Origin of the sequence: Pseudomonas sp. NBRC 111138 (genome assembly GCF_001320835.1) — a bacterium.
GTDB classification, from domain to species: domain Bacteria; phylum Pseudomonadota; class Gammaproteobacteria; order Pseudomonadales; family Pseudomonadaceae; genus Aquipseudomonas; species Aquipseudomonas paracarnis.
The window spans coordinates 25,014-37,663 of record NZ_BCBO01000084.1; the positions used below are offsets into that span (position 1 = coordinate 25,014).

Below are 12,650 nucleotides of genomic sequence, written 5' to 3' on the forward strand. Positions count from 1 at the left end.
TACTCTGCCAAGGGTACGTGCCATCAGGCCGGCTTTACATATTCGATCTTGGTGATCCACCAGCACACCTCTCCGCCTGGGGTCTGTACGACTGCCTCGTCATCCACCTCCTTGCGCAGCAGGGCCCGTGCCATGGGTGAGTCGATGGAGATGTAATCCATACGGTCGTAGATCTCGTCATAACCCACGATGCGAAAACGCTTGGCCTCGCCCTGTTCGTTTTCGATTTCGACCCATGCGCCGAAAAACACCTTGCCCTCCTGCTCGGGCATGTACTCCACCACCCGCATGTCTTCCAGGCGTTTGCGCAGGTAACGCACCCGTCGGTCGATCTCGCGCAGCAGCTTCTTGTTGTACTGGTAATCGGCGTTTTCACTGCGATCTCCCAGGGAGGCTGCCCAGGTCACTTTGCGCGTGGTATCCGGACGTTTTTCACGCCATAGGTAATCCAGCTCTTTTTTCAGCGCTTCATGACCCTCTTTGGTAATCAGCTTGGTACTCAAACGCTCACATCCCCAGGCAATGTCTAATGATGCCGATACGCCAGGGCATCATGCCCAGGCAGCGGCTGGCTGGGACTGATGATAAATGAACCCTGGAAAGTATCCAGGCCGGCGCCCCCTGTAACCTCACCCATGGCCCTCCAGGACTTGATCCAACTCAAGCAGCATGCCCTGCATGCGCTGGCGCATGCCGGACAACTGCAACATCATCATTGTCAGCTTTTCGGCTTTCTGACTGACCTCCAACCCCTGCTTCTGCAAATAGGTATGGCGCTGCTCAAGTTCACGGCCTTTTTCATCCAGTTGGCTCTGCTGCTGTTGCAGGGACGCCTGCCACTGTTCAAGCATTTGTTCTTTCTCGAGGACGGCGCATTTTTTTTGCGTCAACTCTTGGGCGACCTTGGCCAGATTGCTCAGCGCGCTGTCCATTTCAAGCAAAGAGGTATGTTCCAGGTGGGCAGGCGGGTCCAAGTGGTCGGGCTCGGGTGGCTCCAGCCGCAGGTTGTTTGGCTCAAACTGACTGTCATTTTGTTCATCCGGGACAGGCGGCGCACTGGTCTTGACCTGCAACTGCGGTATCGCGGCCAGCGACTGCGCCGGCTCTTCAAAGGTGTCTTCATCCACAGGCTGCGGCACAGCCGTGGGTGCGCGCGGATTTCGGGGAGGCGCAACCATTTGCGACGAAAAGCGAATGGACGGCACGATCACTGCGCTGCTTTCGATCGCAGGCAACGCCGGCGCAGACATACCCAAGGTGATCACCTTCATGACCAATGCCTTCTTGATGATCACCGAGTGATGATCCTCGGGCCTGGCAGGCGGCAGCCGGCAGCCCTTCAAGTCAATAAAGTGAAAGGGAACCTCAGCGTCGCCAATCGAGCTTGCCTTCGAACCTGACGCGGCCGCCATCATCAGGATCTGCTTGAAGACCTGCATCGCTGATTGCAGGTCCTCTTTTGAATCAACCCCCCCCAGAAAATAGCGTTCGAGCTTTTTACGTAATACCGCGATATAGACCCGGGAGTGACCGGGTTCGGTCTCCTCATCCAGGCTATACACGAGAAAGTTGGACCCGGTTTGCGTGACAGCGAACCCACACAGCAACGCGCCGTTAACGGGCGCGTCTTCGTCGTTACGTTCAAGAACAAGAGTACGTAGAAGCATCATGGCAATCAGGCCTCATTACAAAAGAAAAAACCTTATATAAACACCAGATAAACATCCGAGCTTTAATAAGTCTTCCAAACAAAACAATTGTTTCAGCGAATTATCGAGCCGAACGTAGGATTCTTCTTATTAGTTACGTCTCGCGTTCCCAAGCCACTTTATTGAACGTACCCTTTTTAAAGCTCTCTCCCATACGGCCGGCACCTCTCACACGCCCTGCAAAACTTATTCGGTAAAAATATGATCGAGATAAGCAACTTGACAAAACAGCTGGGCAAAAAAAGCGTTATCACCAACCTCTCCTTCTGCGCCCAGCGCCAGGAGTGTGTGGCCCTGCTGGGAGAGAGTGGTGCAGGAAAAACAGCACTGCTGAGTTTGATTGCCGGGGCAATCAAACCTACTTCAGGACAAATCACTATCCAAGGCTTCAGTACCCAGACCCATTCACTCCAAGCCAAAAAAGTCGTTGGCTATCAACTCCAGGAAGGCCTCAATCATCACAGGATGTCCGTCAGGCATATGCTCAATTTTATTGCCGCTATTCGCGGTTTGAGCGGTGTTGAAAAGCGCAGTCGAGTCGAGCAAGTAGTCACGCGACTGGAACTGCTGCCCGTGCTCAACTGCCCGATCGATGTGCTTCCACTTGGCTTGAAGCGCAGAGTCGCAATGGCCCAGGCACTCCTGCACTCCCCAAGCCTGCTTCTGCTGGATGAGCCTACGGAGGGACTATGCCCTGATCAAAGGCTCAAGTTCAGGGCACTCATCCAATCCCTGACCGAGGAAATGACGATCATCATCGCCTCCCGCCGTTATCAAGAGTTAGCGGATACCTGCACCCGTGCCTTGGTCATCGCCGACGGCCGCCTGGTGGCCGACGCTTCACTGCCGGATTTGCAACGCAGTTCCCGGCATTTCCAAGCGGTGACCCTGGCGGCGGACACCCCGCTGGATTTGCTGGCGCTTGCCGTATTACCTGGCGTCGCAGGCATCGAAGAAGACCGGCATGCCCCCGGCAAGGTGACTGTTCTGGCCATGCCCGGGCACTCCATCTTCCCTTCAATCAACGCGCTCATCACCCACCGTGGCTGGAACATAACGTCAATGAATCTGGAGCCGGGTCGCCTGAACGATGTCGTTCACCATCTGAGCCATGAGGTAAATCCTTGAGACTGCTAGCCATCATTTTCAAACGACAACTCGCCAGCTTTGCCTCGTCACCGAGCACTTATCTGAGTGTGGCGGTTTTTCTCGTGCTGGGTGCGACGCTGGGGTTGCACAGCCATCACTGGCTGGAACAAAACAGCAGCGATTTGCAGGCGTTCTTCGAACTGCATCCTTGGCTCTATCTGCTACTGGTACCGATTTTATCGACGCAGTTATGGTCAGACGAATCCAATACCGGCTTTTGCGACACATTGAAATCCTTACCCGTCACTCCGACGCAGCGAGTGGTTGGAAAGTTTATGGCGGCATGGATCGTCTGTGGCATCGCTTTGATGCTTAATTTCCCTTGGGTGATGGCTGTCAATTACCTTGGCACCCCCGACAATACCGTTATCGCATCACAGTTCTTCGCCAGTTGGTTATTGGCGGGAAGCTATCTCTCTGTAGGTTGCTTTGCCTGTGTGCTGACGAACCAACGCGTTATGATTTCCCTCTTGACGCTGTGCTTGTTGCTGGCCGCCAGTGGGATATCTTCAATGTTGGATGCACTGGAACAGCAGACCCCCATATGGATTATCGACAGTTTGATATCCCTTGATCCGATTTCCCGCTTCAGCGCGATGGATAACGGCAAGTTGACATTGCATGACTGCCTGTACTTCATAAGCATGATCTTGGCTTTTCTGTTTGCGACCACCCTCACACTCAACTACAGAAACAGCTGACATAGGAACGCCACTGATGGGATCCGCTTTTCGCGCGGGTATGACATTGATCGTCATATCACTACTGTTTCTGGCATTCAATTTAGTCTGGGTACCCAAACTACCAACTGTCCGTTGGGACTTTTCCCAAGAAAACACCCACACCCTATCGCCATCGGCGCGGCAATTACTCGTTTCACTTGAAAGCCAACTGGACTTATATTTCTTCAACACCCTCAATGCACCGCAAAAAAAACCGGTATTGAAACGTTATGGCCGGCGCGTGGAAGACTTGCTCAAGGAATTCGAAAAAGCTGCCAACGGCATGATCAACTTACATATTATCAACCCCACCCCGTTCTCTGAGGACGCCTATAAAGCCAGCTTGTTTGGCCTTGATGACACACAAGGATTCCTTGGCCTTATCGGTACGCGTGCCGGCCAGGGCGCCCAACGCATCCAAGCGTTCAGCCCTGAGCATGAATCATTGCTCGAGTATGAAATCAGCCACCTGATCTACAAGTTGATGCACCCTGATCGCCCCACTGTTGGCCTACTGTCGGGACTGCCCTTGGACAAATCGGCCGGTGGGTTACTGGAGTTGATGCGCGAGCAATTCAGTGTGGTGGAATTGGCAGCGAACATCACCCAAGTACCGCCCTCCATGAACACACTGATGGTTGTACAGCCACACGCTCTATCTGGTCGAGCCCTATATGCCCTTGAGCAATGGGTACTCAAAGGCGGCAAGCTGATGATGTTCATCGACCCGGTGAGCGAGATAGGCGCCGACGCCATATCCACAAACGCCAGGCTGGATTCGCTGCTGACCGCATGGGGTATCCAGATGCCTGCGGACAAGTTGCTGGTCGATAATCTTTATGCCTCATCAGCAACGCCCGACACCGGAATGCCCGCGGTACTGCACCCGGCCAGGCTACATCTGCCAAGGCAGGCAATGACCAGGTCGGATATCAGCACCTGGGGACTGCATTCGGTCATCGTATCGAGCAGCGGCGCGCTCTCCTTGGCCCCCAAAAGCCGCTCGCTGTTGACCCCGCTTCTGCTGAGCTCACGCCAATCGGCATTGGTGGACGCAGAACGCTTTGCTTCCGCTACCACGTTCGACTCACTCATAGATGAATCAGCGACTTCAGGACAGCGCCATGTCATCGCCGCCCGCCTTGACGGGCCCGCTTATTCAGCGTTTCCCGACGGCCTGGAGGGCCAGCCGCCCGGGCTGCAGAGGGCAGAACAGATCCAGATGGTGATCGTGGCCGACACGGACTTGCTCGCGGACACGCTCAACAACGCCCTACCCAACGGCAACGCGCAGTTTGTATTGAACACGTTGGATAATCTGGCGGCGCCCGAGGCACTCAGAAATATTCAATCCCGTGTGATGCGCCAACCACTGCGCAGGCTAGAACACATGCGCGACGAAGCCGCACAGGCTTATCGCAAAAGTGCGACTGCGATGGAGCGACGACTTGAGCAGACAGAACAAGCATGGCGCAGGTTGAACCCACCCCACACCAGCCTCATGACCCAAGCCGTGGATACCACTACCCAGTTGCAGGCACTCAACAAAGAGCGCCTGCAATTGCCTATCGAGTTGCAGGCGCTCAAGACCCAGGCATACGCCCCGCTGCTGCGTTTCGAACGATATCTGCAATGGCTGATGGTCGCCACAATACCGCTGCTGCTGTGCCTGATTGCCTGGGTACTTTTCCTATACCAGCGAAGGCGTCGAACATCTACGTTGGCGGCCTATCACCAGTCGCTCAGCGACGGGTAATCAGGCCTTGGCGGGCAATGCGTGTCAGTTGATGGATCACCTCAACGGCGTTGCTGGCATTCGGTGCCTGGATCACTGCCAGGTCGAAACTATCGCTGGCAAAACGGGCCAGGGAATCGCCGTCTTCAACAAACTGGATCAGGAACGCCGAAGGTCGACCGGAACGGCGTGGCCAGCCGTCCAGATAACGCAGCAGCGTCGGCTGGTGCTTACCGCCCAGAAGGATTTTCGGATTGCGTTGAGTCAGGTCCGCGGTGATCGGGGCCAGGCGTATGAGAGGGCGTAGTGCATTCATCGTGTCGTGTCTCTGCCTCAAAAGTCTGCGGGCAGGTGAGAGGCAACACCGAACCAGCGCTTTAGCGGTATTTCGAAGAACGCCCTGCGTGAGCAAGCGTGCTTCTGTCGGGCTGCATTGAGTCCCAGTGGCGCCCCGCAATTAGCTGTTTAAATCGGCGCATGAGCAGCATCCTAGAGAAGCCGGTGGGGCAGTGTCAAGAATCCCGGGCAACGAAAAGGCCCGCATCAGCGGGCCTTCTGTACAGCTTGCTAAACGATCAGTGAGTGATCGCGCGGTCGACAGACAATTTGCCCGCACCTTCCAACAACACCGCCAACGCGCCGCCGAGCAACGCCAGTGCGAACTCATAACCGTTGTTGGCCATGAACAGCCCGTTGTGGATGTGTACAGAGAAAATCGCCACCAGTGTCAGGAAGGTCAGGCCCAATGCGGCAGGGCGAACCAACAAACCGATGATCAGGGCCAGGCCGGCGAAGAACTCGGTACCGCCCGACAGCAGCGCCATCAGCGTGCCCGGCGCCAGGCCGATGCTTTCCATCCATTGTGCGGTGCCCGCCAGACCACCACCGCCAAACCAGCCGAAGAGTTTTTGCGAACCGTGGGCAGCGAAGATGATGCCGACGAAAATGCGCAGAATAGTCAGGCCATAACCGGCGCGAGTGGACAGTACACGGGTAATCATTGGGCTCATGGGGGTAAATCCTTTTCCAGGTAGGGGTTGGTTGGCCGCTATATTAATCAGTTTAAACAATGATAAAAGCCAAAATATTGCCTAATTAACATCTAAAAATTCGATTATTTACGCGATGCAATTTTAGCCGCGGGCGGCTCCAGGGACTCCCGCTGCCGATCGAACGCCAAATAATACTTGTTGACGCTATTAACATAGCTGACGCCGCCCATCCCTACCTGCTCCATGGCAATGCGTTCAACCTGGAAGAACCACTGATTGGGGTTAAGCCCACGACGCTTGGCCTCGGTGCGCATGCCCTGTACTCGCTCCGGCCCCATGTTGTACGCCGCTAGCATAAAGGCCATGCGCTCACGCTCATTGAGCTTGGGGCTGGCGAAAAACTTGCGGCGGATCATCGCCAGGTAACGTGCCCCCGCTTGCACATTATTGTCGAGCGTCTCGATATTGTTGACCCCCACCCGTTGGGCCGCCGACGGCGTGATCTGCATCAGGCCGGTAGGGCCGCCGCTGTTGCGTGCGCCTGGGTCCAGGGAAGACTCCTTGAACGCCAACGCCGCCAGGTTCAGCCAGTCCATACCTTGCTCACGTGCATGTTTTTGCAGGACCGGGCGCAGTTTTTCCAGGCGCTGGCGGTCAGCCCGCGCCAACGGGTTACGGACCTGGTAGAGGCGTCGATAGATACGCTGGAATGCCACATCCTGGTCGGAAGGCGTGTGATAGGTCTTGAGAAACCGATCAATGCTGGCGCGCAGCATCGAGGCATCCTGGCGCACAAACCAGAACTCGTCGCCCGGCTCGCTGATCACCACCTGCTTGTCAAAGCGCAACTTGGGCAGAATTTTCGACCAGCGTTGGGCAATGGGTTTTTCCACGATCGTCAGGTGAAAAATCCCGGCCTGCACCATCTCCAGGACGTCTTCCACCGCCAGGCTGGGGTCAACCCATTCGACTTTCACGGGGGGGCGCTTGTGCAGAGCCAGTTTTTGATTGACCTGACTGATGGCATCCGCCGCCGCACTGCCCGTGGTCAGCGTCAGCGTGCGACCTGACAGTTGCTCCAGCCTGGTAAAGCGTCGTTCACCCTTGACGCCCACCAGCCACAACGGCACATCGCTGACAATCGGGTCGCTGGCGCTGACCTTGTGCACGCCCTTCACGTCCAGCAACTCACCGGGCGCCACCAGGTCGCCCTCGCCACGGGCCAGCGCGCCGAGTAACTGGTCCTTGGCCTTGGGGATGATCTTGAGATTGATGGCCTGCCCATCACGGGCATGGCCATTGAGGTACTGCTCGAAGGCACGCAACCGATGGTATTCGACACCGATGGCCTGGCCCTGCACTTCACCGGAACTGTTGCGGCTCTGGTTGACCAATACGCGCAGAGTGCGGCTGGAGCGAATTTGCGCGAGGTCGCGGACCTTGCCGGGCTTGGCCACTTGCAGCGGCCCATCCAGACGTGCGACCGCCGCCATGGGCAGCAGCAACGTCAGGCACAACATAAGCAACGCCGAGGGTCGGATCATCCGCTCTCCGAAAAGAAAACTGGCCAGCACCTTCGCGAATAACGACGTGCTGGTGGTCAGAAACAGAGCGCTTTATGCGCTGGCAAGGCGTGCAACGGCGCCACGGTGGTAGGCAATCGGCCCACCACAATGTCGCTTGCGACGTTCAAAGACAGCGTTAACGCGTTGTAGTTCTTGGTTTTTCTTATCAATCTACAGCTCTGATATGCTTTCCGGCCGCAGGCGGAGATAGCACCATGCAACTCATTGATATTGGCGTCAACCTGACCAACCCCAGTTTCGACGAGAGGCACACGGCCGTTCTCGAACGCGCTTACGCCGCTGGCGTGCAGCAATTGGTACTCACCGGCACCAGCGTCGAGGGCAGCGAACAGGCCCTGCAACTGTGTGTAAAGCTCGACGAAAGCGGCCAGCGCCTGTTCAGCACCGCCGGTATTCACCCTCACTCTGCCAGCGACTGGAACAGCGACAGCGCCCAACGCCTGCGCAGCTTGCTGGGCGACAGCCGAGTGCGCGCCGTGGGTGAATGCGGGCTGGATTTCAACCGGGACTTCTCCCCTCGCCCCCAGCAGGAAAAAGTCCTCGAAGAACACCTCGCCCTGGCCGTCGAGCTGCAACTGCCGGTGTTTCTCCATGAGCGCGATGCCAACCAGCGTCTGCTGGAGATCCTCAAGGACTACCGCGACCACCTGCCAGCCGCCGTGGTGCACTGCTTCACTGGCGAACAGGCAGCACTGTTCAGCTACCTGGACCTGGATTTGCACATTGGCATCACGGGTTGGATCTGCGACGAACGCCGTGGCACCCACCTGCATTCACTGGTCAGGGATATTCCCCGAGGCCGTCTGATGCTGGAAAGCGATGCGCCCTATCTGCTACCACGCACCCTGCGCCCCAAGCCGAAGAATGGTCGCAATGAACCGGCTTACCTGCCCGAAGTACTGCGCGAAGTGGCCTTGCACCGTAACGAAACAATGGAAGACCTGGCGCTGCACAGCACCGCGTGCGCCCGGCGCTTTTTCGGCTTGCCTGCCATCGATTGATGCGGCGCATTGACCCATATCAAAAGCGCTGTTCTGAATAGCGGCACAATAATGGCACCTTGCCAATACCGTTTCCGCTATCAGAGAAAACCTTCCATGGGTGCCTGGCTTAGCAATATCTCGCTCAAATACAAATTCTGGGCCGTCAATGCGGTCGCCTTCATCACCACCCTGCTGCTGGTGCTGTACGCGGTACAGCTGGAACAACAGGCGCGTAGCCAGGCGTCACAGGCATCGGCCCAGGCTCAGGGACGCTTGCTAAGCGCCTGGCCAGCCGACAGAACCTTGCCCACTGGTGAGCACTGGCTCGCATTTTCCAAAGGCCAGATCCCCCAGGACCTGCCCGCCCTGAACACTGCCAACGGCTGGACTGAACTCAACCCTATGCCGTTGTTCGGTGAAAACCCGCTGATCGGCGCCGAGGTGATCAGCCGGGCCGACGGCCAGCAGGTCGCAGTCCTCGCCTACGCGCCGAGCCTGAGCCAGGTGTTCAGTGAACGCTTCGCCAATTACGCCGTTGCCGTGGCAGTCCTGATGCTGGCCATGCTCGGCGCCTCGCAGTTGTTGATCCGCTTCCTGCTCAGTCAGCTCAACACCCTCAAGGATGTAATGCTGCACGTTGAAAAAACTGGTGACCTGTCGGCGCGGGTGCCGTTGGCCTGCAAGGATGAAGTCGGCCAGATGGCCAGCGCCTTCAACGCCATGCAAGCCGGTTACCAGCGCGTGGTCAATACCGTGGCACGCACCGCCCGGCAACTGGACGACGGCGCCGCACGCCTGGCCAGCAGCATGAACGAGGTGCAACACGGCATGCTGGGCCAGCAAAGCGAAACCGACCAGGCCGCCACCGCCATCAACGAAATGACCGCCACCGTCTACCACATCGCCCAGCACGCGGGCGCCACCCGTGACTTGTCGCAGTCCGCCGACACCCTCGCCGGCAGCGGCCAGGCAGTGGTCACCCGGGTACAGCATTCGATCGCCGGGCTGTCCAGTGGGGTACAGCAGACCGCCGAAATGATCCAGAAACTGGCCGAAGACAGCCAGAAAATCAACGGCGTGGTCGGTGTGATCCACAGCATCGCCGAACAGACCAACCTGCTTGCCCTCAATGCCGCCATCGAAGCCGCCCGCGCCGGGGAAATGGGTCGCGGTTTCGCGGTAGTCGCCGACGAAGTGCGCAACCTGGCCAAGCGTGTGCAAAGCTCCACCGACGAAATCACTCGCATGGTCTCGGCGCTGCAAGCCGGCACCCGCGACGCCGTGGACTTCATGCAGGAAAGCTCATTCAAGGCCGATGACTGCGTCCAGCAGGCCCAGGAAGCTGGTGTGGCCTTGGCTGAAATCACCGGGGCCGTGGCACAGATGCGCGAAAGCAACACCCAGATCGCCGTGGCCGCCGAGCAGCAAAGCCATGTTGCCGAAGAGATGAACCGCGCCGTGGTGAGCATTCGCGATGTGACCGAAAACACCGTACATCAAACCGTGGCATCGGCGACTACCAGCAATGAACTGGCGACGTTGGCCGGGGAGTTGAGCAAGGCGATTGGGCAGTTGAAGTTGTAAGACTGTTCCAGCTGTAATCCGACTCCTACGACCAAGCCTCGGTTTAACTGAAGTTAAGACGAAATTTCCTCGCTATTTTCGCGCATAACGCCGACTTCTTTTACCTGACAACCGCTGCAAAGTCCCTCGCCTGATCAAACAGTGCGAGGGATTGCAGATGCTGGTGTTCGTTAGAGCCCTGATGAATGGGACTGTCTCTTGATCTCGGTGCTGGCCAACCTGATGCTGGTGCCGATGGATCCCGAAGCGCCGAAGGTTGAGCGCGTATTCGCGGACTTCCGCACCTGCCTGAATACCTTTGATAAGTGGACCGACAGCTTTTTAAGTGGTTCGGCACTTAGCGTGGAGCAGGTGTTCAAGGTTGGGGAAGACGTCGCACTGGTCGCGCCGATCTCTTCCGACAAACCCAGCCGCACCGTCGCTCAATGCAAAGCCCAGGGTGGGCTGACGCTGGTGCATCTGTTCGAAAGCACGCAGTTCGTGCCTATCGGCAACACGCCCGTGAGGCTGCAAGCCGTTGCACAGGACGGCAGCCCGGTAGGCGCGCCACTGCATCGGACCATTGGCCCCAGCGGCATTCTTGAAGTCAGCGACTGTAGCCGCGACCAACAGTACGAAATCACCTTTTATCCCACTGTTTCCAAGGTTCACGTCCAGGCGCTGTATGCGTCCTATGAGTCTGTGATCGCCGGGCTGGAAACGGATTTGCGCACGGCATGGGCCGAGCACTTCAAGCCTCGATGGGCAGACTTTGCCAAAGCGCCGGCTTACAAGCGCAGTGCCTTACAGGGCGTGGCCTTTGCTGCCGGGCTGGGCAACGCGCTTTATAACCTGTGGGACAACATCACCGAGCTGTACGACCTGCTCGCCAACCTCAAGACCAACAGCGAAACGTTGCTGAAATACCTGTCCGAGGCCGAGCTGAATGCGCTGCTCAAGCTGGGCAAAGACACGCTGTCCAAGGGGTTGCTGGTACTCAGTGATGAGCCGCTGTTGTTCATCTATCTATCGGCACTGGTGGCCTGGATACGCATGCTGCCGCCGCCCGACATATATGAACTGCTGGGTGAAATCACCGGCGAAGTGCTGATCAACTTGCTGCTGATCTGGGCCACGCGAGGCATTGGGGTGCAGCTGCGCCTGGGTGCTCAGATGCTTAGTGGCGTCAAGTCCGGGCGGGCGCGGGCGTTGTTGGAATTGCTGGCCAAGCAGGTGGCGGGGCCTCGGCTGGAGCCCCATGTGGAGGCCGCAAAGCCGGTGTTGCTGAGCAGTGCGGCGACGCCGGTCAAGGCGGTGCCAGTGGTGCCGTTGAAGGCAGGCGACACGCTGGTTTCGAACCCGGTGTCGATGGTGCGCGGCAAGACCCAGCGCACCACGTTGGTTCGTCAGGAGCCTGTCGATGATGTGCCGGCTGTGGCGTCGAACCCGAAGGGGGATGCGGCGGCGCCAGCGGATAAAACCGTCACCCACGGTTGCCCGGTGTCGATGGTCACCGGCGAGGAATTGCTGACCCTTACCGACGGCGCGCTGGATGGGATCTTGCCGTTTGAGTGGACGCGGTTGTACCGCACCAGTGCGGTGGAAGTCGAGTGTGGGTTGGGGTTTGGCTGGAGTCATGGGCTGGCTCATCGGCTGGTGGTGTCGGGCGATTCGGTGGTGTGGACCGACCATGAGAACCGCTCGACTACCCTGCCCTTGCCCACCGTTTCTCGGCCTGCGATCACCAATAGCCTGGCCGAAGCGGCGATCTATTTGGGAGCCTCGCCTGATGAACTGGTGCTGGCCCAAGCCTCGCGTTTCTACCACTTCCGCGACGGTGTGCTGACAACCATCAGCGATGCGTATGACAACCGGCTGCGCCTTTGCCGGGATCGTTCTGGGCGGATTGAACGGCTGGATAACGGCGCGGGGCGCTCGTTGCTGTTGCGTTATGAGCTGGATCGCATTGTCGCGGTGGACTACCAGGTGCATCGCGCCAAAGGGCGTGAGCCCTACGTTTGGGAAACCGAGCAGAACATCGTTTCCTACGCCTATGACGAAGCTGGCCGACTGGTGTGTGCGACCAATGCCGTCGGTGAAAGCGAGCGTTATCGGTACGACGATCAGCACGTCATTCTCGAGCGGCAGTTGGCCGGAGGCGCGAGTTTCTATTGGGAATGGGAACACGCGGGCAAGGCGGCGCGCTGCGTT

The 12,650-nt window shown here is 57.8% G+C and carries 11 protein-coding genes; 6 read left to right on the forward strand and 5 right to left on the reverse strand.

What is annotated here, in order from left to right:
- Positions 1-23 precede the first annotated feature (23 nt).
- Complete coding sequence (gene greB / locus APH41_RS16390; protein WP_054897905.1) at positions 24-503, reverse strand: transcription elongation factor GreB; 480 nt, start codon at positions 501-503, stop codon at positions 24-26.
- A 126-nt stretch (positions 504-629) separates the two neighbouring features.
- Positions 630-1,670 (reverse strand): hypothetical protein, encoded by a 1,041-nt coding sequence (locus APH41_RS16395; protein WP_054897906.1) that lies wholly within the window; start codon positions 1,668-1,670, stop codon positions 630-632.
- Between the two features lie 240 nt (positions 1,671-1,910).
- Between APH41_RS16395 and APH41_RS16400 the strand changes: the two genes are divergently transcribed.
- Genes APH41_RS16400 through APH41_RS16410 form a run of 3 tightly spaced genes read left to right on the forward strand, consistent with a single transcriptional unit; the run spans position 1,911 to position 5,336 of the window.
- Positions 1,911-2,837 (forward strand): ABC transporter ATP-binding protein, encoded by a 927-nt coding sequence (locus APH41_RS16400; RefSeq protein WP_054920161.1) that lies wholly within the window; start codon positions 1,911-1,913, stop codon positions 2,835-2,837.
- Positions 2,834-3,559, forward strand: coding sequence for an ABC transporter permease (locus APH41_RS16405; RefSeq protein ID WP_054920162.1), 726 nt, complete (start codon positions 2,834-2,836; stop codon positions 3,557-3,559). The genes APH41_RS16400 and APH41_RS16405 overlap by 4 nt, the downstream gene beginning before the upstream one ends.
- 16 nt (positions 3,560-3,575) lie before the next feature.
- Entirely contained in the window at positions 3,576-5,336 is a 1,761-nt protein-coding gene (locus tag APH41_RS16410) for a Gldg family protein (protein ID WP_054920164.1), read from the forward strand.
- On the opposite strand, the gene APH41_RS16415 is transcribed toward APH41_RS16410, so the two are convergent.
- The 3 genes from APH41_RS16415 to APH41_RS16425 all read right to left on the reverse strand — a co-directional run bounded on the left by APH41_RS16415 (position 5,323) and on the right by APH41_RS16425 (position 7,851).
- Positions 5,323-5,631, reverse strand: coding sequence for a hypothetical protein (locus APH41_RS16415; RefSeq protein ID WP_034126721.1), 309 nt, complete (start codon positions 5,629-5,631; stop codon positions 5,323-5,325). The genes APH41_RS16410 and APH41_RS16415 overlap by 14 nt on opposite strands.
- A 259-nt stretch (positions 5,632-5,890) precedes the next feature.
- Positions 5,891-6,325, reverse strand: a complete 435-nt coding sequence (locus tag APH41_RS16420; protein ID WP_003189852.1) for a DoxX family protein — start codon at positions 6,323-6,325, stop codon at positions 5,891-5,893.
- Positions 6,326-6,429: 104 nt separating this feature from the next.
- The gene (locus APH41_RS16425; protein WP_034126720.1) at positions 6,430-7,851 is read right to left on the reverse strand and encodes a transglycosylase SLT domain-containing protein; all 1,422 of its coding nucleotides are present in this window, start codon (positions 7,849-7,851) and stop codon (positions 6,430-6,432) included.
- A 236-nt stretch (positions 7,852-8,087) separates the two neighbouring features.
- Between APH41_RS16425 and APH41_RS16430 the strand changes: the two genes are divergently transcribed.
- The 3 genes from APH41_RS16430 to APH41_RS16440 form a co-directional block, all read left to right on the forward strand.
- A complete protein-coding gene (locus APH41_RS16430; protein ID WP_054897912.1) occupies positions 8,088-8,894 on the forward strand; it encodes a TatD family hydrolase in 807 nt (268 codons plus the stop codon).
- A gap of 96 nt (positions 8,895-8,990) precedes the next feature.
- Positions 8,991-10,460 carry a methyl-accepting chemotaxis protein gene (locus tag APH41_RS16435; RefSeq protein ID WP_054920166.1) on the forward strand — a complete coding sequence of 490 codons (1,470 nt, stop codon included), beginning with the start codon at positions 8,991-8,993 and terminating at the stop codon, positions 10,458-10,460.
- A 222-nt stretch (positions 10,461-10,682) separates the two neighbouring features.
- On the forward strand, positions 10,683-12,650 hold a 1,968-nt coding region (locus APH41_RS16440), incomplete at its 3' end, for a DUF6531 domain-containing protein (RefSeq protein ID WP_371262627.1).

Excerpts from the sequence above, each read along its gene's own strand:
- APH41_RS16435 (WP_054920166.1), top strand. The coding sequence starts at position 8,991 with ATGGGTGCCTGGCTTAGCAATATCTCGCTCAAATACAAATTCTGGGCC.
- APH41_RS16415 (WP_034126721.1), bottom strand. The coding sequence starts at position 5,631 with ATGAATGCACTACGCCCTCTCATACGCCTGGCCCCGATCACCGCGGAC.
- APH41_RS16400 (WP_054920161.1), top strand. The coding sequence starts at position 1,911 with ATGATCGAGATAAGCAACTTGACAAAACAGCTGGGCAAAAAAAGCGTT.
- APH41_RS16410 (WP_054920164.1), top strand. The coding sequence starts at position 3,576 with ATGGGATCCGCTTTTCGCGCGGGTATGACATTGATCGTCATATCACTA.
- APH41_RS16430 (WP_054897912.1), top strand. The coding sequence starts at position 8,088 with ATGCAACTCATTGATATTGGCGTCAACCTGACCAACCCCAGTTTCGAC.
- APH41_RS16420 (WP_003189852.1), bottom strand. The coding sequence starts at position 6,325 with ATGAGCCCAATGATTACCCGTGTACTGTCCACTCGCGCCGGTTATGGC.
- APH41_RS16425 (WP_034126720.1), bottom strand. The coding sequence starts at position 7,851 with ATGATCCGACCCTCGGCGTTGCTTATGTTGTGCCTGACGTTGCTGCTG.
- APH41_RS16395 (WP_054897906.1), bottom strand. The coding sequence starts at position 1,670 with ATGATGCTTCTACGTACTCTTGTTCTTGAACGTAACGACGAAGACGCG.